The organism is Shewanella sp. Iso12, assembly GCF_012030025.1.
In the GTDB taxonomy this organism is placed as follows: Bacteria; Pseudomonadota; Gammaproteobacteria; order Enterobacterales; family Shewanellaceae; genus Shewanella; species Shewanella algae.
Genome location: NZ_JAAUHW010000005.1, coordinates 20,420 through 44,955, shown reverse-complemented (window position 1 = coordinate 44,955; position 24,536 = coordinate 20,420). Strand labels below are relative to the sequence as shown.

The window sequence follows — 24,536 nt, the reverse complement described above, 5'->3', positions numbered from 1 at the left end:
TGCAAAATCTGAGCATCTCGAGAGTAATTTAACCATAGCTAAAACATAACCAATTGACTATTAACAGTATATTTTGGCTTTACACATTAATGCCAATAATTCTGTGACTTTCGCATCAAGCCGAGAAAAAGATAAAAAAAGACCCGGAACCAGTCCGGGTCTTTCAAGCAGTGCAATTACTTGCCTTTTTGCTTCATGTATTTGAAGAATTCGCTGTCCGGCTCCAACACCATGACATCAGACTTACCGGCGAAGCTGGCCTTGTAGGCCTCCAGGCTACGCAGGAAACTGAAGAATTCAGGATCCTTGGTATAAGCATCGGCGTAAATCTTGGCAGCAATGGCGTCGCCTTCACCGCGGATGTTCTCTGCATCGCGACGGGCATTGGCCAGAGTCACTACCACGTCGGCATCGGTCAGTGCACGGATTTTCTCAGCCGCTTCCTTACCTTCTGCCCTGTGTTTCTTGGCTACCGCCTGACGCTCGGCACGCATCCGCTGGAAGATACTGTGGCTAACGTTGGATGGCAGATTAATTTGCTTCACCCTGACATCGACCACTTCTATACCCAGACCTTCAGCACTCTTGGCAGCATTTTCCAGGGTGATACGCATCAGGTCATCACGACTGCTGCTCTCAGACAAGCTTGTGCTGCCTTCACTGGTACCGGAAACAATCTGTTTAATGGTCAGCTTACCGAACTCGGTACGCAGGTCACTGTTAATCTTACGCTGCAACAGTGACTCGGCCTTGGACTTGTTGCCACCATCTGTAGCCAGATAGTACTTTTCAAAGTCTTTGATCCGCCATTTGACATAAGAGTCGACCATAAGGTCTTTCTTCTCAGAGGTCACAAAGCGGTCGGCGGCGCCATCCAGAGTCTGGATACGGGCATCCATATAGCGGACTTTGTCGATCAACGGGATCTTAACGTTGAGACCCGGGCCATAGACTCGGGGCACCATTTTACCGTCGACCTTATCTTTCAACACTTCACCAAAGCGGGAAACAATAGCGCGCTCCCCTTCGTTGACGACCATCAGCGAAGACACACCAACGACCGCCAGCAGGGCAATAATAATGAGTACAAATCTGCTCATGGTTTACTCCCTTCCCTGACGCATACGCTCTTCGCGGGACATGCGTCCGTTGAAACTGCTGCTGTTAGTGTTTCTTTGACTACTGACGGCATCCACTTGCTGCTCGGGTTCCTGTTCAGTTTTGGGTTTAGGCTTGCCTTCCTGAGACATCAGCTTATCCAGTGGCAGATACATCAGATTGCCATTATTTTTGGCATCTATCAGTACCTTATTAGTATCACTGAACACCTGCTGCATCGCATCGATATAGAGGCGATCGCGAGTCACTTCAGGGGCCTGCTTATACTCGGGCAGCAGCTTGTTGAACTTGGCCACGGCACCTTCGGCATCCTGGATAACACGTTCTTTGTATGCACGGGCGTCCTGCTTGATACGCTCCACCTGACCACGAGCCTTGGGCTCAATTTCCAGCTGATAAGCTTCGGCCTGACGGATATAAGTGTGCTCATCTTCCTGTGCTGAAATCGCGTCATCGAAGGCGTCTTTCACCTCTTCAGGCGGTCTGGCCGGCAGGAAGTTAACGTCTTCAATCTGCAGTCCCAGGTTGTAAGGCGCGATAATACGTTCAATCTCGGCGCGGGTGTCGTCACGAACTTTGGCACGCCCTGTGGTCAAAATGTCATTCATTTTTGAATGACCTATGACATAACGCAGCGCACTGTCGGTAGCTTCACGCAGGCTCGAGTTGGCATCAACGGCACTGAACAGATACTGGTAGGCATCTTTCACCTTGTACTGCACATCGAGTTCAACCACGACCATGTTTTCATCGGCTGTCAGCATGCTGCCGGAAGCAGGAATAGAGCGAACCGTTGAGACATCTACCGGTAAAACCGAATCGACAAAAGTGGCTTTCCAGTGCAGGCCGGGACCAACTTCGCCGACATGTTCACCGAAACGCAGCACGACACCCTGCTCCGCTTCCTTGATAGTGTAGAAACCGGAAAAACCCCATACTGCCAGGGCAATACCTGCAACTATGGCCAGTGTTCCCATGCTGAAGCCTGAACCACCGTTGCCCTTGCCGCCAAAGCGTTTGGCCAGATTGCGAAATACATCGTCCAGATCCGGTGGCCCCTTGTCGTTGCCACCTTTGTTTCCCCAAGGATCATTACCCTTGTTACCGGGCTCGTTCCAAGCCATTTAACTCTCCATAAGTGGATGAATAAACGAGATTATTAACAAACTACTTTATCAATCTCGGGTTCGAGGATAAAGGTTTCCAACTCACCTTGACTCTGTTTAACCAGCCGATGCCAGTCCGGCTGTGGTAAACGAATAGACAAGATACAGTTCCCCAGGTCGTCATACTCTTTCTGCTGTATCGCATCCAGTCGATAAAACTGGCCAAGATAATGTCCGGCCATTGCCGGTATTCTCAAGCTAAGCTCAACTATAGTGGCAGCGGTCAGTTGATCCACCGCCTGCTTGAGAAGGTCCAGTCCCAACCCTTTTTGGGCCGAAATCCATACTCTGTATGGCCGGCCTTCGGGGTCGAAATCTATTTTTGGGCCTATCTCTTCCAGCAGATCTATCTTGTTGCAGACCAGAAGCTGCGGAATTTCATCGGCCTCAATCTCTTTGAGCACTTCTTGCACCTGCTCAAAGTTGTCATTCATATTGTCGTCGGCGCAGTCCACCACGTGCAGCAGGAGGTCAGCCTGGCGGGTTTCCTGTAATGTCGCCTTGAACGCCGCCACCAACTCATGGGGCAAATGACGAATAAACCCCACAGTGTCGGCTAAAAATACGGCGCCGTTGTCCAACTCCAGCTTACGCAGCGTCGGATCCAGGGTCGCAAACAACTGATCGGCGGCATAGACCTCCGATGTTGTCAAAGCGTTGAATAGAGTGGACTTTCCGGCGTTGGTATAACCGACCAGTGACACAGTAGCCAAGTCGCTTCGCTGTCTGGCCCGGCGACTTTGTTCCCGCTGTTTGTCCACTTTTTCCAAACGACGATTGATGGACTTGATCCGCCCCCGCAGCAATCGCCGGTCAGTTTCCAGCTGGGTTTCCCCGGGGCCGCGCAAACCTATCCCGCCCTTTTGACGTTCAAGGTGAGTCCAGCCCCGTACCAGGCGAGTCGACATGTGGCGCAACTGCGCTAGCTCCACCTGCAACTTACCCTCATGGGTACGGGCCCGCTGAGCAAAGATATCGAGGATAAGCGTGGTTCTGTCCAACACCCGGCATTGACACAGGATTTCAAGATTTCTTTCCTGTGCAGGACTCAATGCGTGGTTGAAGATCACCACATTTGCCTCGGTCGCAGCTACCAAAGCTGCCAGTTCTTCCGCCTTTCCCGTCCCCAAGAAAAACTTGCGGTCAGGTGCCCGGCGGCTTCCTGTTATCACCCCTACCGAACGTGCTCCAGCCGAATCGACCAAGAGTTGCAATTCGAGAAGGTCTTCCCGACTGTCTTCGTCGGAAAAGTCGATATGAACAAGTACTGCAGTTTCTCCCGCCTCATAGCGATCAAACAAGAAGTGAACTCCTTAACTTATTACTGTTCGCTGCTATCATCATGCTGCGAGTTATAGCCCTGCTGGCCGCCACCCTGGTGATTGCTCACATTGAATGGACGAGAAGGCACAACAGTCGAAATGGCATGCTTGTATACCATTTGGCTAACCGTGTTTTTCAGCAAGATAACGAACTGGTCAAAAGATTCCACCTGTCCCTGCAACTTGATACCGTTGACCAGGTAGATGGAAACAGGAACGCGCTCACGGCGTAGTGCGTTCAGAAATGGGTCTTGTAAAGATTGCCCCTTAGCCATGTTTTTATTTCCTTTTTTTAATTTATATAAAATCTAACAAAAAGCTTTCTTGTTCGGTTTGAGTATTATACAGCAAGGGCTATTAAGCTAGCGGCAGTGGCGTATAAGCTGAACTATATTCCCTTGCGCCCCGCTCTCCAGCCAATTCAACTCTGGCCATCCTCGCAACCATGTTAATTGACGCTTTGCCAATTGCCTAGTAGCAGCGACGGCTTTTTCGACCATAGTATCATGGTCAAATTCACCCTCCAGATATTGCCAACACTGACGATATCCAACACAGCGCATAGAGGGCATATCCAGGTGCAGATCGCCCCTTTGCTTCAGCTTGGCCACTTCGTCTGTGAATCCGGCCTGCAGCATCTGCATAAATCTTGTCTCAATCAGCCCATGCAGCGTCTTGCGCTCCTGTGGCGCAATGGCAAACTGCACCACATCATAGGGAAGCTCAGGAGATTTGGATTGAGTCAGCTCAGTTAAACTCTTACCGCTGATACGATATACCTCCAGTGCCCGAGCCAGTCGCTGTGGGTCATTGGGATGAATGCGTGCGGCCGAAACCGGGTCAATCCGCGCCAACTCCTGATGCAGCATTTGCCAGCCTTGCTGCTCGGCTTCCTGCTGTATCTGAGCTCTTATCGCCTCATCGGCACTGGGAAGTGGCGATAAGCCTTCCAATAATGCTTTAAAATACAACATGGTACCACCCACCAAAAGCGGGGTTTTTCCCATGCTGATTATCTGCTCAATCTCCCGCAGACAATCGCTGCGAAAATCGGCAGCTGAATAACTTTCGCTGGGATCGCGGATATCTATCAGCCTGTGCGGCCCGCGAGCCAGCTCTTCCGCGCTGGGCTTAGCCGTGCCTATATCCATTTCCCGATAGATAAGTGCCGAATCTACCGAGATGATCTCGCAGTTGTGATGTTCGGCGAGTTCCAGCGCCAACGCTGTTTTTCCTGAGGCAGTGGGCCCCATCAATGTCAGCACTCTTGGCTGTTTCGCCTTACTCACTGCCTTCTTCTTCCAACCATTGCTGCCAGGGCAATACCTTGGCCAGCTGTAAAATTTCTTGTCGAGCTTGCTCGTCCAATGCAGAGATCCCCTGCCATATCAATGGTGCCGAAACAAAGCTACTTAAGCTGCTCTGCGCCAGCCAATTGGCCAAGGCCGCTTCCTGGGGCTGCTCAAATCTGAGCCATTGCAGCAGCTCAGGGATCAAACTCGCCAGCTGCGTGTCCCTCAGATATGGGGGCACTTTTTTGATTATCAACTGCGAATGACGAATACTGAGATCCAGCCCTAGCTGCCTCAGCAGAGTAGCCCTTTCACCCAGTAATACCGGCCATTCAGGGTCGGCATCCACAGCAACCGGCATCAACAGGGGCTGACCGGTCAACCCGGTAGGGAGGCGAGCGATAATCTCAATATATCTCAATCGCTTGGCAGCAGCTTTCACCTTGAGCAGTTTAATTTGCTCATCTTCGACCAACACCCAATGCTCGCCATCCAACAGAGGTGGCATGACGGTCATCTTAGCTTCTGGGCTTGCTTCATTGACCACGCCAGGCGTCGACAATAAGGCGCCATAACTGCTGATGGCCGACTTGGACGGGGCAGCGGCTCCCTGACGGGGATTGCCCCCAGAATATGAACCCGATGCCTTACCGCCTAAAGGGGCGCTGTCGCTATATTGGCTTTGATATCCAGCGCTGCCGCCGCTTGAGTCGGGCTCGCGAAAACTCGGCTCGGCACGGCTGCTATCTGTCGTCCCACCTTGGGTGAAGCTTGTGCCAGCGGCGTCTGAACGCGCATCAATGGCCGCAGCATAATCTGTTTGGCTTAAATGCGGATTAACGTCATCGACCGGCAGTTGCTGCGCTTGCTGCAGGGCAGAGCTCAAGGCCTGCAGAATATAATCGTGCACATATCTGGCCTGATGAAAACGCACCTCATGCTTGGCCGGGTGCACATTGACATCTACCTGGTGTGGATCCAGCTCCAGCATCAGCACATAGCCGGGTTGTTCCAACTCGGCCAAACCGGCAAAGGCCTGCCTGACCGCATGGTTCACCAAACGGTCTCTGACCAGGCGGCCATTGACATAAAAATAGTGAGTATCACAAGGCTCAACTTGCCAGGGTGACTGCAGGTAGCCACTGAGGCGCATGTCGTCATGCTGACATTCCACCTTCAACGCCTGCTCGGCAAACGGACGACCACAAACCTGAGCCAGACGCTGCAGATATTGGGCTTCATTCTCTGCCGGACGATAGTTGCGCACCTGTTTGCCATTGTGTTTCAAAGTCAGGTGAATTTCCGGCCTGGCCAGCGCAATCCTTTTCAGCCACTCATCGATATGGGTGAATTCTGTCTTGTCACTCTTGAGGAAACGTCTGCGCGCCGGGGTATTGAAGAAGAGATCGACCACTTCAATACTGGTACCCACTGGATGGGCCGCAGGCAGTATCTTAACCCCCATATCCGTGCCTTCGGCGTAAGCAAGCCAGGCCTCGGATTGTTCGGCCGTGCGAGATGTCAGGGTCAGGCGGGAAACCGAACTGATACTGGCCAGCGCCTCGCCTCGAAAGCCAAAGCTGAGAATGGCTTCGAGATCATCCAGTGTATGCACCTTGGAAGTGGCGTGACGGGACAGCGCCAGTGCCAGTTCCTCCTTGGCGATACCGCCGCCATTGTCCTGAATTCGAATAAGCTTGGCACCGCCCTTATCGATCTCGATATCGACTCGGGTTGCACCGGCATCCAGGCTGTTTTCCACCAGCTCCTTCACAACGGAGGCCGGCCTCTCTACCACTTCGCCCGCCGCAATCTGGTTGGCCAGTTGTGGGGGTAATATCTGAATTGCCATTTCTTCCTCAGGCTCTGGGGATAACCAGTTGCTGACCTATACGCACTACATCCGATTTCAGGTTATTGGCTTTCTTGATATCGGCCACCGACACCTCATAACGATTGGCGATTACCGACAGAGATTCACCTCTGACAACCTTGTGTTTAATCACGCCCTGTTTGGCCAGCATGGTACCGGCTGGCGGATTGGCTTCAAAATACTTGAGCACGCCTTTATGAATCGCCTTGGCCAGCTTGTCCTGATGGTTGGCATTACTGAGCAACTTCTCTTCCTGAGGGTTGGAGATAAAACCAGTCTCCACCAGAATGGACGGGATATCCGGCGACTTGAGTACCGCCAGGCTCGCCGACTCGGGCTTGTGCTTGTGCAGTTTGGTCACCTTACCCAAACCAGAAAGTATGTCGCTGGCCACTGTGTGACTCATCGCCATGGATCTATCCATCGACATATCCAGCAAGGTCATCGCCAGATACTGTTCATTATCGGTATTTTGAATAATCTCACCGGCACCGCCGAGCAGCTCTGAATGTTTCTCTTTCTGCTCCAGCCAGCGGCCGATCTCGGTATTGGCTCTGCGCATGGAGAGCACCCACACAGAGGCGCCCCTGGGCTGAGGTGAAGTAAAGGCATCGGCGTGGATTGAGATCAGCAGATCGGCCTTACTCTGTCGCGCCAGTTCCGAGCGACGGTTCAGGTTAACAAAGTAGTCACCGGTGCGAATCATCACGGCTTTAAGCCCGGGAGTCGCGTTGATTTTCTGCTCGACTCGCTTGGCAATCGCCAGTGATACCTTTTTCTCGTACAAACCGGAAGGCCCGATAGAGCCAGGGTCATCACCGCCATGACCGGCATCAATGGCAATAATCACATCCCGCACCGCCTCAGTGGCTGTCGGGGTTACCCTGGCTTTGGCCGAAGTGCTCTTGTCATCGAGATCCACCACCAAACGGTTGCCGTATGGGGCAGTTGGCGGCAGGGAGAACAGATTGGCCTTAGCGGCCCGCTTGAGATCTATGACCACCCGCAAGGTGCCTTTCTCCGGCGGCTGGCTCAAACGCACCCTTTTGACCAAGGGGCTGTTGTTTTCAACTTTTTCCAGCTTGACGCCATTGGTGCTCTTTTTCAGATCCACCACAAGTCTGTCAGGGTTGCTCAGCGTGAAATAGCTGTAATCAGGCGCCTGGCTTAAGTCAAATACCACCCGGGTAGACTCGGGCGCCGCCCAAATACGCACACCGTCGAGTTTATTGGCTGCCCAAGTTGGCGCCGCCATTACCCAACAGATAACAAAAAAAGTCAGTTTAAATAAGATGTTATTAGTCTTTACCATTGTTTGTTATTTTTCTTAATAGCACCTTACCCTTGTCGGAACCGGCTTGCAGAGAGACTTCGCGACCAGTATTAGCATACTTGATATGCAGATGTATATCGGCAGCGGGCAAGCACCCCATTCCCTGTTCCGGCCATTCAATAATGCAAAGGCTGCGCTCGTTGAAGTAATCCCGGATCCCCATAAACTCCAGTTCTTCAGGGTCGCTGAGTCGATAAAGGTCGAAATGATATACTTCGATTCCTTCAAGCTCATAAGGTTCCACGAGTGTATAGGTCGGACTCTTAACCGCGCCTTGATGACCCAAGGCTTGAATTAAGCCACGACTGAAAGTTGTTTTACCGGCACCAAGTTCTCCGGTCAGATAAATGGTCAGCGGCGCACTGATCAAGGCCGCCAATTGCCGCCCGAAGGCGACAGTTTGAGTCTCATCTGCCAATTGCAGAGTCAAGCTGTGTTCGATAGTCATTTAAGTGAGGATCCACGCCTTACATTGGCCCATTAAGCTTACAAGTCAGTGTTTACCAGATGGCGGATCCAGGGCATAAGATCACTGGCGAGCATGCCTCTCTCCCCATCACGGGCAGCAAGGTCGGCAGCGCCGCCGTGAACTATCACGCCTGCCACAGTCGCGCGGGTGTTGTCCAGCCCCTGAGCCATCAGCGCGCCGATTATACCAGATAACACATCGCCGCACCCACCGCTGGCGAGCCCGGGATTCCCCACAGGGGCAACAAACAGCTGTTTACCATCATAAATGAGAGTACCCGCGCCCTTGAGCAGTACCACACCACCATATTGAGCCTGCAGCTTTCTAACCGCTGCAAACCTGTCGGCTTCGACATCAGCAGTATCCGTTGCCAGCAACCTGGCGGCTTCCCCCGGATGAGGGGTCAGAACCCGATTGTCCTGGGAGCGTTTTTCCTGGCTCAAGAGATTGAGCGCATCGGCATCCAGCACGCAGGGCTTATCGCTCAGACTGACCGCCTTGAACAGATTATATCCCCAGTCGGCGCGGCCAAGCCCTGGCCCCAACACCAGTACCTGTGCCCAGCCAAGGCGCAGATAAACTTCCATATCCACCAATTCACAGCCCCAGAACATCAGTTCCGGCCTGTTGGCATTGACCGTGAGCTGATGCTCCGGCCGGCTCACCACAGTGACCAAACCGGCGCCGGCCCTGAGACAGGCTTCGCCCGCCAGTCTGACTGCCCCACCCATGCCATAATCGCCGCCTATGACGGTGACCTTGCCCGATTTGCCCTTGTGGCTGTCCCTGGGGCGGGCATCGAAAAGCCCCTTGAGGTACTCAGCGCCGACTCTGACCATATCCGATGGTGGCAGGAAGTCACTCAACCCCAAGTCAACAAAATGCAGTTCGCCGCAGCAGTGCCTGGCCCTGCCGGTCAGTAGCCCTTGCTTAAGGGCCGCAAAGCAGAGTGTCTGCTCGGCTTCGACTGCCGCCCCTAGAGCTGCGCCGGTATCAGCATCTATGCCGGAAGGCAAATCCAGACTCAGCACCTTGGTCCGCGCGGCGTTTATCCGGGCTATCATAACGGCGGCTTCCGGCCGCACATCGCCCTTGAGGCCGGTACCCAACAGACCGTCCACTATCCAATCATATTCGGCTGCGGTTATCTCTGATACCTGAGCCACCTTCGGCGCGGATTGCTGCAACTTATCCCAGGCTTGCTGCCACTCAGTGCTGGGCTGACTGGCGGGAAAGATAAACAGGCTGGCGTTGAAACCCGAGTTCAATAACCAGCGCAAACAGACCAAGGCATCGGCGCCGTTGTTTCCCTGCCCGGCAATGACCAGTACCCGGCTGCCTTGAGTCAGCTTGGCCGCCAATAACTCAAAGGCAGCTTTCCCTGCCCGCTCGACCAACTCATAGAGGCTGCCCTGTTCGGCAGCCACCCAGTCCAATTCGGCCTGGCGCACGGCCTTGGCGCTATACAGCTGACGGGGCATATCTGACAAATCCTGGGCCATATCGATTCTCCTATCTCCTGACTGACAGATACTGATGACTTGTTAACTCGAAAAAATCCACTCGTTCACTAAACTTATGCTGTGGCAAAGGATGCCGGAAGGAAGCACAGGGATGATGCTGCTGACACTGCTTATTTTAATACTCTGCGTATTACTGCTGGGACTACCCTTTAACGGGGCATTTCCCTGGTTCTGGCTCCTGGCTCTCTGCGCCTTATTGGTCGCCGTTGGCATCTTTCGGGCGCTGACACTACCGATAAAAAATCAGCATAAAGACTGTGATGATTGACAACACACTAGCAGTAAAGTCAGTGAGTATTTATGACTTGAATCAGAACAAGTTGATAAAAATGAAAAAGCCCGGTCTGGGCCGGGCAGAACTAACGGCAGACCCAAGCAGATCCGCCAAGTCTGGGAGACGTTAAATATCGTCCATACGTATGGTACTGTGCACCAGTCGTTGCTGCTGGATCTTCTCGACCCGCACCAAATCCTCCAAAGCCCCTTTTACCTCGGCCGAAGCCGACGAACCGGCAGTTTTTTCCAGTAAGGCAATCAAGCGGTTTTCCAGATCCAGATGCAGATTCAGCACATCATCCTCTGTCATATTGGCCGCCAGCATGGTATCGCGGCAGCGCTTGCCAAAGTCCTCAAAAACAATGTCTTTGTACCAGGTATCGAGGATCTTGTTTGGCGCATCATCGATATAGTCTTCGAGAGTTTCAGCAATATGTTTCTGATGCTGTTCAAAATATTCCAGCATTAGTTTGACCCTGGATGAGTCGGCCTGAGTGTGTAATCTGTGATAGAGCTGAGCCATATCAAGACGACATTTCGCTACAAATTCAAGGAGTTCACGTAACTGTTGAATACGCATCTGCCTATCTCCATTCTTCTGCCGTCAACGGCACAATTCAATTCGGTATGGAGACATTATGGAAGTAAAAAAGGTGGGAATATTTGAACAAGGTCATAAATCAGTGCTTACAAATGTCGCTACATTAGACAAAACGCAAGAAACCTGCGGCAGATCACGAAAAGCACTTTTTAAGAATTTTGAAGGGGAAATAAAGATTGGAGCGACATATCGGGTTCGAACCGATGACCTGTACCTTGGCAAGGTACCGCTCTACCAACTGAGCTAATGTCGCATTGTTTATTTGCTGCATCATCCGAGCTGATAATCAACAAAGGTACCGACCTTCTGTTTTATCAACCGAACTAATGTCGCATTGCAATAATGCATCCACCTTTAAAGACAGTGGGAGTCTGGAATTTGGAGCGACATATCGGGTTCGAACCGATGACCTGTACCTTGGCAAGGTACCGCTCTACCAACTGAGCTAATGTCGCATCATTTAAGTCCACATTTAAAGACCGTGAGCGTCTGGAATTTGGAGCGACATATCGGGTTCGAACCGATGACCTGTACCTTGGCAAGGTACCGCTCTACCAACTGAGCTAATGTCGCATCGCTTGTTTGCTGCATCATCCGAGCTGATAATCAACAAAGGTACCGACCTCTGTTTTATCAACTGAGCTAATGTCGCATCACTTAAGTCCACATTTAAAGACAGTGGGTGTCTGGAATTTGGAGCGACATATCGGGTTCGAACCGATGACCTGTACCTTGGCAAGGTACCGCTCTACCAACTGAGCTAATGTCGCATCAAACTTTAAACTCTTACCACTTTACCTATTCACACTGGTTACCACCAGCGGAAAGGTGAGGCCGCATTATATGGAAATTTCCATCTGCTGCAACCCCCTGAAACAGATTTATCTACCGATCGCTCAAATTTTAAATACCCGTTCACGATAGAATTTCAGTTCGGCGATCGACTCCTGAATATCCATCAAAGCCTGGTGAGTATTTTGCTTTTTGAAATCCTTCATGATTTCCGGCTGCCAACGCTTGGTCAGTTCCTTGACCGTACTGACATCGATATTGCGGTAATGGAAGTAATCTTCCAGCTCACGCATATACTTGTTCAGAAAGCGTCTGTCCTGACCAACACTGTTGCCACACATGGGGGACACGCCTTTAGGCACGTACTGGCTCAAAAAAGCTATGGTCTCGGCTATGGCGTCAGCCTCTGTGTGTTTCGAAGCTTTCACCCGCTCAATTAGCCCGGAAGCGCCATGATGCTGTTGATTCCAATCATCCATGGCAGCCAACACTTCATCGCTCTGGTGAATCGCTATCACAGGCCCTTCACCGATAATGTTCAGCTCCTTGTCTGTAACCAAGGTGGCTATTTCCAGTACTCTATCGGTTTCAGGCTCCAGCCCGGACATCTCGAGATCTATCCAAATCAGGTTATTTGCATCCGCAACCATAGCTCAGCCTATCGCTCCTGTTCGCCTAAATTCAGGCTTTTTTGTTTAAGACCGTGTATCATACTGCTTTTTGCCAAGACACAAAATCACCTTATACCGCGAAGAACAGCCTGTGAGTAAAAAGAAACCATTGAGTCATGGCCAACTGCGCCGTATGAAAGCCAATCATCAGAAGCGTCTGCAACGTGGAAAAAACGCTACAGAGGCCGCTCCTGAAATACAGGATAGCTCACTCGGCCCCGAGCTGGAGGCCACGGTTATTTCCCGTTTCGGTCAGCATGCCGATATTGAAACCCATGATGGCCAACTGGTTCGTTGTAATCTTCGCCGCACCATAGGCAGCCTGGTTACCGGCGATAAAGTAGTGGTACGTCTGGCGACCGATCCACAAACTACTGTCGCCGGTGTGGTTGAAGCCGTCCACCCGCGTAGCTCGTCACTGACCCGGCCCGATCTCTATGATGGAGTTAAAGTCATTGCCGCCAATATAGATCAAATTTTTATAGTGTCATCTGTGCTGCCGAGCTTTACTACCCAGATTATTGACCGCTATCTAGTGGCGGCTGAAGACACAGAGATCCCGCCGGTGATCATTCTCAACAAGGTCGACTTGCTGGACGAGACTCAGGCTGTTGAAGTGGAAACCGCCTTGGCCCGTTACCGAGCTATCGGCTACCCGGTCTATAAAGTCAGCAGTAAAACCGCTGAAGGGATAGAGCAACTGAAAACCCTGTTGCAAGGCAAAACCAGTGTATTTGCCGGGCAATCCGGGGTAGGTAAATCGTCTATTGTCAATGCCCTGCTGCCACAGGCGCAGTTACAAACCGGGGAAGTCTCGGAAAACTCAGGCCTGGGTCAACACACTACCACCACGGCCAAACTGGTTCACCTTCCCAGCGGCGGCGATCTGATTGACTCTCCCGGGGTTCGCGAATTTGCCCTCTGGCACTTACCTGCCGACCGTGTCGGCTGGTGCTTCGTGGAGTTCAGGGATTTTCTCGGCGGCTGTAAATTCCGCGATTGCAAACATCTGGACGATCCCGGCTGCGCATTGCGTAAAGCGGTAGAGGAAGGCAAAATTGCCGAAGACAGATTCAACAATTATCACAGAATTATCACCAGTCTGGATGAACAGCGTCACGCCCGCCACTTCCGCGCCGGCATGGACGACATTTAAGCTGGCAAAGCCCATTTGAAGGAAGCAAAAATTGGATAAAGTGAAGATTGCACTGCAGTACATGCTGCCAAAACACCTGTTGTCCCGTCTGGTCGGGAAACTTGCAGCGGCCGAAGCCGGCAAGCTGACCACCTGGGCTATTCGCTGGTTTATCAAACAGTACAAGATAGATATGTCAGAAGCGGCCCAGAGCGAGCCTGAAGCCTACAAAAGCTTCAACGCTTTTTTCACCCGCGCCCTGAAAGGAGGCGTTCGCCCTCTGTATCAGGACTCAGAATATATAGTGCACCCGGTCGATGGCGCCGTGAGTCAGTGTGGTCCCATTGAAGACGGCCGCATTTTTCAAGCCAAAGGCCATCACTATTCGGCTCTGACCCTGCTGGGCAATCAGGCCAAAGACGCCGAACGCTTCGAAGACGGTGACTTTGCTACCATTTATTTGGCGCCCAAGGACTATCACAGAATCCATATGCCCATCAAAGGCACGCTGTCGAAAATGACTTATGTGCCCGGCGAACTCTTCTCGGTCAATCCGTTGACCGCCCGCAATGTACCCGGGCTGTTTGCCCGTAACGAGCGAGTGGTAGCCATATTCGAAACCGAGATTGGCCCCCTGGCCATGGTATTGGTCGGCGCCACCATAGTGGCCAGTATTGAAACCGTTTGGGCCGGCACTGTCACACCGCCGACAGGCAAACGCGTCTTTACCTGGGAATACCCCACCACTGGGCCGGATGCGATCACATTGGAGAAAGGTGCCGAGATGGGCCGCTTCAAATTGGGCAGTACCGTGGTCATGCTGTTTGCCAAAGACGCCTTGGATGAATTTGCCGATGATGTTGAGCCAGGTGCAGTGACCCGTATGGGTGCACCTTTTGCCAAAATAGAGGACTGAACTTGTCTGCCAAGGGGCAAGCTCGTACAGGCCTGACAGAACTGCATCTGGCGGTACTCCTGTTCGGGGGAACCGCCCTGTTCTCCCGGCTTATTCCCTTGAGCGCCCTCGATATCACTCTGCTGCGCTGCGTTATCGCCGCCATAGTTCTGGCGCTGCTGGTTAAACTCAGCCGTCAACGCCTGCGCTTGCTGCGCGGCAAAGATTACCTTATTGCTCTGTTACTTGGGGTGATTGTCAGCCTCCATTGGGTGACCTACTTTGCGGCGATGCAACTCTCCTCTGTCGCCATCGGCATGATAGCCTTTTTCACCTATCCCGTGATGACTGTGCTGGTCGAACCCTGGTTTACCGGCAGTCGCTTACACCTCAGAGACCTTGTCAGCGGTTTGGCGGTGCTGCTGGGGGTGATTCTGCTGATCCCCGAGCCATCATTGGGCAACGACGTTACCCTAGGGATCCTGGTCGGCGTTGTTTCCGCCATCTTGTTCACCGCCCGTAACCTGTTGCACAAACGCTACTTCACCGCCTACAGCGGCCAGCAGGCGATGTTTTATCAAACCGCGGTAGCAGTGCTGGTGTTGGCTCCATGGCACAGTCTTGATGTCGGTGACATCAGCAACCAAACCTGGGGATTGCTGCTGCTTTTGGGAGTCGTCTTTACCGCGGCGCCCCATGCCTTGTTTACTTCGGCACTCAGATACCTGAGTGCCAAGACTGTCGGTTTGGTTGCCTGTTTACAACCCTTCTATGGCGCCATGCTCGCCTGGTTGCTGCTGGATGAGTCGCTGACTCTGGCAACCGCTATCGGTGGCACTTTAGTGGTAGCTACCGCCTTGTTTGAAACATCACAGAGTCACAAATCACAAGCCCCGAAAAAGAACCTTGGCTGACATATCAAAACCCGCTTAACTTAGCTAATATGAGCTGTCGATTAACTCTTTGAATTTAGCTCTTTGAATTTAACTATGGTTCGAGCCTGCCTTCTGCTGTTTTGTCTATTTATCGCCTCCGCCCAGGCCAATTCGCCACTGGGGTTGGATAAACGTCTGGGTCTTAACCAACAAAACACTGAAACCCTGTCGCAGGAGCAACAACTGGCGCAGCTGGAAAAGAGCATTCAGCAGCTTGCCGACACCAACCGCAGTTATCAGGAACTGCAACTCAATTTCGAAAGCAGGCGCCAGCATCTTTATGATCAGTTGCAGGAAGCCGCCGCGCCACTTAAGCCCGAACTCCATCAGGATCTGGATCAGCAGGCCTCCATGGCCTATCTGCGCCTTTCCGAACTGAAAGAGAGTGAAACCAGCCTAAGCCAGGCCAACAGCGCCATGCTCAAGCGCCACAGCGAGTTACCTGCCGAAATAGTCAAAATCAGACAGGCACTGCTGCAACAGCAAAAGGCCCAGGCAGTGGCCGGTGACAATGCCGCCAAAGAGCTGCAACAGGCACAGTTGTTATTGCTGGAACAACAGCTCACCACGCTGGAAAGCGAGTTGGCAGTCAGCCAACAAAAGCGCGAATTACATCAGTTACAACTGCAACTGGTACGCAAGCAGTTGCAGCAACAAGAGCTGCTTATCGAACAGCTTAACCGCGCCATTACCGATGCCAGGCAGCAGCAGGTCAATGCCACACTGGCCGAAACCCTCAATGCCGAGGCTGATGGCCGCGATCGCCTGACCACAGAGCTGAGTCTGGCCAACCAGAGATATGGCCAGCAATTGCAGCTACTGACGGAGCAGACCACGCAGACCATAGCCCTGCAGGAACAAGCGGAGAAGCTGGATCAGTCCCACAGCAAGCAACTGGACAACATCAAGGAGCAGATAAGCTGGGTCAAGATGAACCCGGTTTTCGGTGAGCGCTTTTTGCAGATCCTGCAGTCACTGCCAAAGCCCCCCAACCAAGAGCACCTGCAGACCCAGATAGCCGATGCCAGACTCAATCGCTATCAGATTGAGCAGCAGTTTGCCGCCAATGAGCAACTGCTAACGACCCAATCCTACAGCAATGAATCTCAGCTGCGGCTGCTTGAGTCGCAACAGGCTTTGCTGAATCAACTATTGAAAGGCTATGACACTTATCTCAGTGAACTGGCCAAGCTCAAGAGCAAATATGAGCTGCTCACCGACAGCTACCAGAGGCTCAAGTCCACCCTCAATGAACACCTGTTCTGGGTACCCAATGCCTACAGCATCAGCAAGCTGTGGCTGACGGATCTGCAGCGCTCCAGTCTCTGGCTCTGGCAACAAACCAGTCTGCCTGAGATAAAGCAGGGACTGACCGAACTGAGTCCATACTGGTCCTGGTGGATCATCCTGGCGGTGTTGTGTCTGGTGGCCCAGGATATTCTCACCCCCAGATTCAAGACCATGATGCGCGAATGTGAGGCGCCGGTCGGCAAGGTGACCCAGGATAAGTTCATCTACACCATCCAGACATTAGTGATCAGCGCCGGTTACAGTCTGTTCAAACCCTTTCCCATAGTGGCTGCCGGCTTGATTATGCTGCAGTCAGGCAGTAATCCCATTCAGGCCATCGGCATGGGTGTACTGGCCATAGGCAGCCTGTACCAGCTCTATCGCTTCATCTATCTGCTGGCGCTGGACAAGGGCCTGCTCATAGGCCATTTCAAACGGCCGCAAGAGGTGATCCGTCAAGGCCAACAGCGTTTTCGCCGCTTTGTCATCATGGCCATGCCTCTGGTGGGCGTCATGGGCTTTACCGAAATTCTCGACTCCTCTCTGGTGCGCAACAGCATAGGCCGCGGTGCCTTTATTCTGTTCTGTATCATGCTGTTTATGCTCTATCGGGACGTACTGACTCTGTCCCGTCGCTACCGTGAAAGCCATCTGGACGACAAGAACAAGCGCCTGCTGCAAAAGCTGCTGTGGCTGCTGCTGTTGCTGGTGCCGCCACTGAGCGCCGTGTTGGCATTCAGGGGCTACTATTTCACCGCCTTCCAGATGCTGCTGCAGCTGCAGCTTTCTTTACTGCTGGGACTCGGCTTCCTGTTGCTGTACCAGTTGCTGAAACGTTGGATGTTGATTGAAAGGCGCCGCATCGCCTTCGATCGCGCCAAGGCCCGCCGAGCCGAGCGTCTGGCGCAGCGGGAAAAAGGCGATACCTCATCGGGCACCAACGATCATCAGGACACCTATGAAGAGCCGGTAGTCGATTTGGAAACCATGTCCAGCCAATCACTGGGTTTGGTGAGATCCCTGCTGCTGCTGGCGTTTCTCGCCTGTTTGGTCGGTCTGTGGACCCAAACCCACACCGCCCTGTTCAGCTTCCTCGACGGCATTACTCTTTGGACTACAACGACTACCGGGGTAGGCGGAGTCGAGCAGCCTCTGCCCATCACCATGAAATCGCTGGTATTTGGCGCCATTGTGGTCGGCTTTTCCATGATGATAGCCACCAATCTACCCGGCCTGTTGGAGCTGACTGTGCTGCAAAAGCTGGATCTCACCCCGGGAACCGGCTTTGCCATCACCACTGTGACCCGTTACCTGGTGGTCTTTATCGGTATCGTCATCGGCTTTGCCACCCTGGGGATGGAGTGGTCCAAGCTGCAATGGTTGATTGCGGCCTTGACTCTGGGTCTGGGTTTTGGTCTGCAGGAGATCTTCGCCAACTTTATCTCGGGCCTTATCATACTGTTTGAAAAGCCGGTGCGTATCGGCGATACCGTCACTATCCGTGAGCTCACAGGCACGGTTTCCAAGATCAAAATTCGCGCAACCACCATCATAGATTGGGACAGGAAAGAGATTATCATCCCCAACAAGGCCTTTATCACAGAGCAGTTAATTAACTGGTCGCTGTCAGATCCCATTACCCGGGTGATCATCTATGTTTCGGTCGCCAGGGATTCAGATCCAGCCCGAGTGGAGGCCGCGCTCTACCAGGCAGTGAAAGAGTGTGAGAACGCGCTGGAAACCCCTGAGCCGGAAGTCTGGTTTGCCGGTTTCGGCAAACACACTCAGGACTATGAAGTCAGGGCTTATGCCAAAGATATGTCTTCCCGCTGGCCGCTGCGCCACGATCTGCACAAGCGGATCAGCAAGAAGCTCAAGGAGAACCAGCTGGAGCTGGCTTACCCTCAGCTCGAAGTGCATATCAGCAACACGCACAACAAAGACACCAGCGGTATTATCAGAGGTTAATCGCAGATGTTGATTTTCGCTCACCGTGGCGCCAGTGGTTATGCGCCGGAAAACACCCTTAAGGCTATGGCGCTGGCACTAGAGCTTGGTTGTGAGGCAGTTGAGCTGGATGTACATCATGCCGATGGTGAGCTCTGGGTCTTCCATGACCGCCGCCTGAGCCCCAAGAGCGACGGCAAAGGGCTGCTCGCGCAGCAAAGCAGCAGCTATCTACGGCAGCTGAGGGTCGAGGGAGAACCTATCCCGACCCTGCGCCAGGTACTTGAGCTTATCAAGGGGCGCATGACGGTCAACATAGAGCTCAAGGGAGTGGGTTGCGTCGAGCCTTTTATCCAGCAATACCCGCAGCTACTGCAACTCGGCTACCAGCCAGAGCAGCTGCTGGTGTCTTCATTCAATCATCTCTGGCTCAAACAGGTAAAACAGCAGTTGCCCGACGTACCCGTGGCGCCACTGCTCGAAGGGATAGCTCTCGACCAAGCCGCCGTGGTCAGTGAACTCAAAGCCTGGTCACTGCATCTGGATATCAGCTTTATCAGCCGTGAACTGGTTGCCGATGCTCATCAGCGTGGCGCCAAAGTGTATGTCTATACCGTAGATGATGCCGATGATATCAGGGCACTGGCGGCGCTGGGGGTAGATGGTATTTTTGCCAACTATCCAGACAGAGCCGCCGCCGCATTGACTCAGGAGTCACAAACCGACTACCGCCACTGGTTTGAGTGATTAGTCGTTTGAATGCTCTCTGATTAGCGTGTTCAACTCTGGTTATTACGCTGGGCCCAGCTGCCGACAAAGATAAAGGTGGCGCTGACCAAGAGTAAAGTCCACAGCGCCGGTAGGTGCGCCAGCTGCCTGGCGAGCCAGGGACTGAGCGCCACTATCAGCATGCCGTAACCAAAGGCGTTGACCAGAATAAAGATCAGCGTGCGCAGCACAAAATTGCGAGCCCCGAGCTTACGGCGCAGAAAACGGTTGAAGTCGGCACCGAACACCAAAATGACGCAGGCAACCATGGCGGTGGCTATCTCATTGAGCCAGGGATAGAGCTGACTGCCCAGCTGGGTCAGCAGTTGCGTAACTGAATCCATTAAAATATAAAATCCATAAAAATAACGAAAACAACAAGGACAGATACTATGGCATACAAGCTGCTGTTACTCACCCGGGAAAATGCTGAATATCGACAGTTGTTGTCAGAAAAATCACTTCCTGGCCTTACTATCCTGGGCGATGACCCGGCCAATATCGCCAGTGCCGATATCTGGCTGGCCGAGCCGGCTCTGGCCCAACCGCTGCTGAGTCACGGCAAGAATCTAAGTTGGTTGCAATCAACCTTCGCCGGTGTCGATAAACTACTTGGCGCTAAAACCAGGAAAGACTACCTACTGACCAATGTGAAAGGTATCTTCGGCCCCTTGATGAGTGAATATGTGTTCGGTTATCTGCTCGCCGAAGTTCGCCAACATGCGCTGTATCATCACCAACAGCAGGAGAAATACTGGCACCCAGGTTCCCTGGCCACCCTACAGGGGATGAAGATGCTGATCCTGGGCACGGGTTCCATCGGCGAGCACCTGGCCGCCAGCGCCAAGCACTTCAAGATGCAAGTCTGGGGTATGAACCGCAGCCAAAGGGCCGTCGCGGGCTTTGATTGCATCATCAGCCCGGCCCAGCTCGATGAGCTTTTGCCCCAGGCCGATGTGGTCGTCAACACTCTGCCGAGCACTCAGGAGAGCCGAGGCTTGCTGAGCAAAGAGAGACTGGCACAACTCAAAGACAGCGCGATACTGTTCAACATAGGCCGCGGCGACGCCCTAGATCTGGATGCTCTGGTGGTCGAACTCGGCCGCAGAAACCGGCTCAAAGCCGTGCTGGATGTGTTTGCCCAGGAGCCGCTGTCACCGCTGCACCCCATCTGGGATTGCCCCAATGCGGTAATCACTCCCCATATTTCGGCGCCCAGCTTCCCGTCTCAGGTGGTCGATATTTTCTCCCGCAACTATCACCACTACCTCAATGCCGAATCACTGGAGAACCTGGTGTACTTCGACAGAGGCTACTAATCCTTACTCTAGCGCGCCCATTCCTCCGGGCGCGGTGCTATTGGCTGACTTAATAACCAACTAAAGGGTGATCTGCCCTAAAATATACCCAAGCGTTATTAGTATTGATAACGGTTTTCATTTAGACTTACAAACTGAAAATTGCTTTCCACTTACCAGCAGCAACCGGAGCCCGATAAATGTACGTTTGTCTGTGTCATGCGATTACGGATACCCAGATAAAGCAGGCTGTCAGCCAGGGAGATGTTAGCCTCAGCGAGGTGAAAAAACGCCTCGGTGTGGGTGATCAATGCGGTAAGTGTGTACGGATGGCGACGCAAATCATCCAGAATCAGCTGGATCTCGAGCCCAATTATTACGAAGTCGCCTGATATATTGGGTAAAAAAACAAAAGCCGCATCATAATGCGGCTTTTGTAATTTCTGGGCCGGGCTACAGCGCCGGCTCCTCCAAACTGACCTCGACACTGTCGACCCTTTGCAGCCCTCTTGGCAGCTTGGCACCACGACGGCCACGCTCACCACGGTAATGCTCCAGATCGCTGCTCTTCAATGTCAGCTTACGCTTGCCGGCCCAGAGGGTGACATTGGCACCCTCCGGCACCAGATATAGATGGGTCACCAACTCTTCGCGGTTTTTCGCCCGCTCCGATGGGATGCCGATGATCTTGTTGCCCTTACCCTTGGCCAACTGCGGTAGCGCCTCCATGGAGAACATCAGCATCCGCCCTTCATTGGTAATGGCCAGAATCGAACTGGGTCTGGACTTGTCCAGTTTACGCGGCGTTAAAGCCTTGGCATTGGCCGGCAGTGTCAGCAAAGCCTTACCCGCCTTGTTGCGCGACACCATGTCCTTAAAGGCGCAGATAAAGCCGTAACCGGCATCACTCGCCAGTAGGAAGCAGTTATCATCATCCCCGAGCAATACATGCTCCATGCTCTCCCCTGGGGCCAGATTGAATCTGGTGGTAATAGGTTCCCCTTGGCTACGGGCCGAAGGCAGAGTATGGGTATCCGTGGCGAAGGCGCGCCCGGCGCTGTCAATAAACACAGATTGCTGGTTGCTGCGGCCGGCTGCGGCGCAGAGGAAACTGTCACCTGCCTTATAGGACAACCCGGCGGCGTCTATATCATGGCCCTTGGCACAGCGCACCCAGCCCTTTTCAGACAACACCACAGTCACGGGCTCGGTCGGCACCAACTCCTGCTCCGACAGCGCTCTTGATTCGCTTCTCACCACCAGTGGCGAGCGGCGGTCATCACCATAGGTTTCCGCATCTGCCTGCAATTCTTTCTTGATCAAGGTCTTCAGGCGGCGTTCCGAGCTGAGCAGTTGCTGCAGCTTTTCCCGCTCGGCTTCAAGCTCATCCTGCTCACCACGGATCTTCATCTCTTCCAGCTTGGCCAGATGGCGCAGCTTGAGGTCCAGAATTGCTTCGGCTTGCTTGTCTGTCAGCCCGAAGCGGCGCATCAACTCGGCCTTGGGTTCGTCGTGGAAGCGGATGATCTCTATCACTTCATCAATATTGAGGAAGGCAATCATCAAGGCTTCAAGAATATGCAACCTGGCCAGAACTTTATCCAGACGAAATTCCAGACGCCGGCGCACAGTATGAATTCGAAACTCCAGCCACTCACTCAAGAGTTGCTTGAGCCCCTTGACCTGAGGCCGACCATCGAGGCCAAGCACATTGAGGTTGACCCTGTAGCTCTTCTCCAGATCTGTAGTGGCAAACAGGTGCGCCATCAACTGTTCGATATCGACCCGGTTGGATCTCGGCACTATCACCAGCCGCACCGGACTTTCATGGTCCGACTCATCGCGCAAGTCTGTCACCATAGGCAGCTTCTTGGCCTGCATCTGCGCCGCCAACTGCTCGAGGATCTTGCTGGAGCTGGCCTGGTGCGGCAAAGCCGTTATCACCACTTCACCGTTTTCCACAGTGTAAACCGCACGGGCCTTGATTGAGCCGCGGCCCGATTCATAGACCTTGGCGATTTCGGCGCTCGGGGTAATGATCTCGGCAGCTGTCGGATAATCGGGCCCAGGCACGAATTCCATTAGCCGCGGCAGGTCAGCCTTGGGATTATCCAGCAGCTCGATACAGGCATTGGCCAACTCGCGGGCGTTATGGGGCGGAATATCCGTGGCCATACCCACTGCGATACCGGTAATACCGTTGAGCAGAATATGCGGCAGTCTGGCAGGCAGTACCAAGGGCTCTTTCAGGGTGCCATCGAAGTTGACGCCCCAGTCCACTGTACCTTGACCTAGCTCGCTGAGCAGCACCTCGGAAAACTTGGATAGCCTGGCTTCGGTATAACGCATGGCCGCAAACGACTTGGGATCGTCCGGAGCCCCCCAATTACCCTGACCATCCACCAGGGGATAGCGATAGGTAAAGGGTTGCGCCATCAGTACCATGGCTTCGTAACAGGCGCTATCGCCGTGCGGGTGATACTTACCCAGCACGTCACCCACGGTACGGGCCGACTTCTTGTATTTGGCCGCCGCCGATAATCCCAGCTCGCTCATGGCGTAGACGATTCGCCGTTGCACCGGCTTGAGACCATCGCCGATATGGGGCAAGGCCCGGTCCATGATCACATACATGGAATAGTTGAGATACGCCTCTTCGGTGAAGCGCCTGAGCGGCATCTGCTCCACGCCATCCAGGCTCAAGGCTATCGCATCACTCATTATTCATTTTCCTGTTCAGGTGTCGGCGCATAGTCCGACTCAGATTCAGCATCTTCTGCATCAGTGTCTTTGTAGTACAGGCGGTAGATGTTTCCCTTCAGATCATCCGAAATATAGACGGCGCCATCCGGGGCCATCGCCAGTGAATGGGGCCTGGCCACCGGAAACTCACCATCGAGAAAACTCACCAGGGTGCGGCGATTGCTCACCTGGCGGCCATCGGTTTCCAACACCACTATCTGGTAGCCCACCTTACTGGAACGGTTCCAGGAGCCGTTCTCAGCCAATAAAATCTGGTTGTGATATTCGGCGGGAAACTGGGTTCCCCGATAAAACAGCATCCCCATAGGAGACACATGCGCCGGCAGTTCATAGACTGGCTTGGTAATATTCAGGCTCTTGGGCTCTTCATAGGCAGGCTCCTGCACCGCTTTGCCATGCACATATGGAAAACCATAATGCGCCCCGGCAACATCGACCCGGTTGATTTCATCCGGTGGCAGATTATCCCCCATCCAGTCGCGGCTCATATCGGCAAACCAGAGGCGGTTATCCAGTGGCGACCAGTCAAAACCTATGACATTACGTATTCCGAGCGCTATCTGCTGACTACTGCCCGAGTTCACATCCACGGCAATGATGCTGCCAAAAGGGGCACTGGGCTCACACACATTGCAGGGGGCGCTGATGGCGATATAGAGCCTGTCATCCGGGCCAAAGCGCATGGCTCTGGCGCTTTTCTTACCATTGCCCGGCAGTTGATCATAGACTTCCCGTGCCCGCGGAGGGCGCCTGAGCCTGGGTTCGATATCACGGAATACCACAACCCTGTCTTCCAGAGCGACATAGAGATCGCCCTTGTGAAAAGCCAAGGCCTCCGGGTAATCCAGGCCCTTGGCTATCAGATAACGCTTATCAACCCGGCCATCATTGTTACTGTCGACCAAAGCGTGAATCGTGCCACTCTTGTGAGAACCGACAAACAGGGTACCTTCATCTCCCACTGCCATCTGCTTGGCATCGCCAACATCTGTGGCATAGAGAGAAACACCAAAGCCTTTGGTCACAGTAATGATCATCGACTGAGATGCATTGGCCGCCACACTCAGC

At 53.2% G+C, this 24,536-nt stretch carries 22 protein-coding genes and 4 tRNA genes; 8 read left to right on the top strand and 18 right to left on the bottom strand.

The features are described from left to right. Window positions 1-176 precede the first annotated feature (176 nt). The 9 genes from hflC to HCX89_RS10950 all read right to left on the bottom strand — a co-directional run bounded on the left by hflC (window position 177) and on the right by HCX89_RS10950 (window position 10,076). The gene (hflC, locus tag HCX89_RS10990) at window positions 177-1,100 is read right to left on the bottom strand and encodes a protease modulator HflC (RefSeq protein WP_025011325.1); all 924 of its coding nucleotides are present in this window, start codon (window positions 1,098-1,100) and stop codon (window positions 177-179) included. Between the two features lie 3 nt (window positions 1,101-1,103). Next, window positions 1,104-2,243 carry an FtsH protease activity modulator HflK gene (gene hflK / locus HCX89_RS10985; protein WP_044733661.1) on the bottom strand — a complete coding sequence of 380 codons (1,140 nt, stop codon included), beginning with the start codon at window positions 2,241-2,243 and terminating at the stop codon, window positions 1,104-1,106. 35 nt (window positions 2,244-2,278) lie between these two features. After that, a complete protein-coding gene (gene hflX, locus HCX89_RS10980) occupies window positions 2,279-3,586 on the bottom strand; it encodes a ribosome rescue GTPase HflX (protein ID WP_028779698.1) in 1,308 nt (435 codons plus the stop codon). A gap of 20 nt (window positions 3,587-3,606) precedes the next feature. Further along, entirely contained in the window at window positions 3,607-3,882 is a 276-nt protein-coding gene (gene hfq / locus HCX89_RS10975) for an RNA chaperone Hfq (RefSeq protein WP_025011327.1), read from the bottom strand. Window positions 3,883-3,969: 87 nt separating this feature from the next. Further along, a complete protein-coding gene (miaA, locus tag HCX89_RS10970) occupies window positions 3,970-4,896 on the bottom strand; it encodes a tRNA (adenosine(37)-N6)-dimethylallyltransferase MiaA (protein ID WP_093982077.1) in 927 nt (308 codons plus the stop codon). Continuing rightward, window positions 4,889-6,751: a DNA mismatch repair endonuclease MutL gene (mutL, locus tag HCX89_RS10965; protein WP_167716055.1), complete on the bottom strand. Its 1,863-nt coding sequence runs from the start codon at window positions 6,749-6,751 to the stop codon at window positions 4,889-4,891. Before mutL ends, miaA begins: the two co-directional genes overlap by 8 nt. A 7-nt stretch (window positions 6,752-6,758) precedes the next feature. Then, complete coding sequence (locus HCX89_RS10960) at window positions 6,759-8,084, bottom strand: N-acetylmuramoyl-L-alanine amidase (protein WP_028779695.1); 1,326 nt, start codon at window positions 8,082-8,084, stop codon at window positions 6,759-6,761. After that, window positions 8,071-8,553 (bottom strand): tRNA (adenosine(37)-N6)-threonylcarbamoyltransferase complex ATPase subunit type 1 TsaE, encoded by a 483-nt coding sequence (gene tsaE / locus HCX89_RS10955; protein ID WP_028779694.1) that lies wholly within the window; start codon window positions 8,551-8,553, stop codon window positions 8,071-8,073. Before tsaE ends, HCX89_RS10960 begins: the two co-directional genes overlap by 14 nt. A 38-nt stretch (window positions 8,554-8,591) precedes the next feature. Further along, window positions 8,592-10,076: an NAD(P)H-hydrate dehydratase gene (locus tag HCX89_RS10950; RefSeq protein ID WP_167716053.1), complete on the bottom strand. Its 1,485-nt coding sequence runs from the start codon at window positions 10,074-10,076 to the stop codon at window positions 8,592-8,594. A 112-nt stretch (window positions 10,077-10,188) separates the two neighbouring features. Between HCX89_RS10950 and HCX89_RS10945 the strand changes: the two genes are divergently transcribed. Further along, on the top strand, window positions 10,189-10,365 hold the full coding sequence (locus HCX89_RS10945; protein WP_156029077.1) for a hypothetical protein: 177 nt from the start codon (window positions 10,189-10,191) through the stop codon (window positions 10,363-10,365). A 132-nt stretch (window positions 10,366-10,497) separates the two neighbouring features. Here the strand turns inward: HCX89_RS10945 and HCX89_RS10940 are convergent, their stop codons facing one another. From HCX89_RS10940 to orn, 6 genes are all read right to left on the bottom strand, one after another. Further along, on the bottom strand, window positions 10,498-10,953 hold the full coding sequence (locus HCX89_RS10940) for a hypothetical protein (protein WP_028779692.1): 456 nt from the start codon (window positions 10,951-10,953) through the stop codon (window positions 10,498-10,500). Between the two features lie 198 nt (window positions 10,954-11,151). Next, window positions 11,152-11,227: transfer RNA gene (locus HCX89_RS10935), tRNA-Gly, on the bottom strand. Window positions 11,228-11,353: 126 nt separating this feature from the next. Next, window positions 11,354-11,429 (bottom strand) — tRNA-Gly (locus HCX89_RS10930). Between the two features lie 42 nt (window positions 11,430-11,471). Next, window positions 11,472-11,547 (bottom strand) — tRNA-Gly (locus tag HCX89_RS10925). A gap of 121 nt (window positions 11,548-11,668) precedes the next feature. Further along, window positions 11,669-11,744: transfer RNA gene (locus HCX89_RS10920), tRNA-Gly, on the bottom strand. 126 nt (window positions 11,745-11,870) lie between these two features. Next, window positions 11,871-12,416 carry an oligoribonuclease gene (orn, locus tag HCX89_RS10915; protein WP_025009371.1) on the bottom strand — a complete coding sequence of 182 codons (546 nt, stop codon included), beginning with the start codon at window positions 12,414-12,416 and terminating at the stop codon, window positions 11,871-11,873. A 112-nt stretch (window positions 12,417-12,528) separates the two neighbouring features. Between orn and rsgA the strand changes: the two genes are divergently transcribed. From rsgA to HCX89_RS10890, 5 genes are all read left to right on the top strand, one after another. Then, window positions 12,529-13,593, top strand: a complete 1,065-nt coding sequence (rsgA, locus tag HCX89_RS10910; RefSeq protein WP_025009370.1) for a small ribosomal subunit biogenesis GTPase RsgA — start codon at window positions 12,529-12,531, stop codon at window positions 13,591-13,593. 31 nt (window positions 13,594-13,624) lie between these two features. Next, window positions 13,625-14,488: an archaetidylserine decarboxylase gene (gene asd / locus HCX89_RS10905; protein ID WP_167716051.1), complete on the top strand. Its 864-nt coding sequence runs from the start codon at window positions 13,625-13,627 to the stop codon at window positions 14,486-14,488. After that, on the top strand, window positions 14,485-15,381 hold the full coding sequence (locus tag HCX89_RS10900) for a DMT family transporter (RefSeq protein ID WP_123115665.1): 897 nt from the start codon (window positions 14,485-14,487) through the stop codon (window positions 15,379-15,381). The genes asd and HCX89_RS10900 overlap by 4 nt, the downstream gene beginning before the upstream one ends. Window positions 15,382-15,456: 75 nt before the next feature. After that, complete coding sequence (locus tag HCX89_RS10895; protein ID WP_167716049.1) at window positions 15,457-18,660, top strand: mechanosensitive ion channel domain-containing protein; 3,204 nt, start codon at window positions 15,457-15,459, stop codon at window positions 18,658-18,660. Window positions 18,661-18,666: 6 nt separating this feature from the next. After that, on the top strand, window positions 18,667-19,386 hold the full coding sequence (locus tag HCX89_RS10890) for a glycerophosphodiester phosphodiesterase (protein WP_107005500.1): 720 nt from the start codon (window positions 18,667-18,669) through the stop codon (window positions 19,384-19,386). Window positions 19,387-19,418: 32 nt separating this feature from the next. Here the strand turns inward: HCX89_RS10890 and HCX89_RS10885 are convergent, their stop codons facing one another. Next, window positions 19,419-19,751: a DUF3392 domain-containing protein gene (locus HCX89_RS10885; protein WP_025009366.1), complete on the bottom strand. Its 333-nt coding sequence runs from the start codon at window positions 19,749-19,751 to the stop codon at window positions 19,419-19,421. A gap of 48 nt (window positions 19,752-19,799) precedes the next feature. On the opposite strand from HCX89_RS10885, the gene HCX89_RS10880 reads away from it, so the two are divergent. Together HCX89_RS10880 and HCX89_RS10875 are read left to right on the top strand one after the other, a co-directional pair. Next, the gene (locus tag HCX89_RS10880) at window positions 19,800-20,726 is read left to right on the top strand and encodes a D-2-hydroxyacid dehydrogenase (protein WP_025009365.1); all 927 of its coding nucleotides are present in this window, start codon (window positions 19,800-19,802) and stop codon (window positions 20,724-20,726) included. Between the two features lie 179 nt (window positions 20,727-20,905). Next, a complete protein-coding gene (locus HCX89_RS10875) occupies window positions 20,906-21,097 on the top strand; it encodes a bacterioferritin-associated ferredoxin (protein WP_025009364.1) in 192 nt (63 codons plus the stop codon). Between the two features lie 61 nt (window positions 21,098-21,158). Here the strand turns inward: HCX89_RS10875 and parC are convergent, their stop codons facing one another. Beyond that, on the bottom strand, window positions 21,159-23,426 hold the full coding sequence (gene parC / locus HCX89_RS10870) for a DNA topoisomerase IV subunit A (RefSeq protein ID WP_044733649.1): 2,268 nt from the start codon (window positions 23,424-23,426) through the stop codon (window positions 21,159-21,161). Continuing rightward, entirely contained in the window at window positions 23,426-24,505 is a 1,080-nt protein-coding gene (locus HCX89_RS10865) for a sorbosone dehydrogenase family protein (RefSeq protein WP_144164334.1), read from the bottom strand. The genes parC and HCX89_RS10865 overlap by 1 nt, the downstream gene beginning before the upstream one ends. Window positions 24,506-24,536 lie beyond the last annotated feature (31 nt).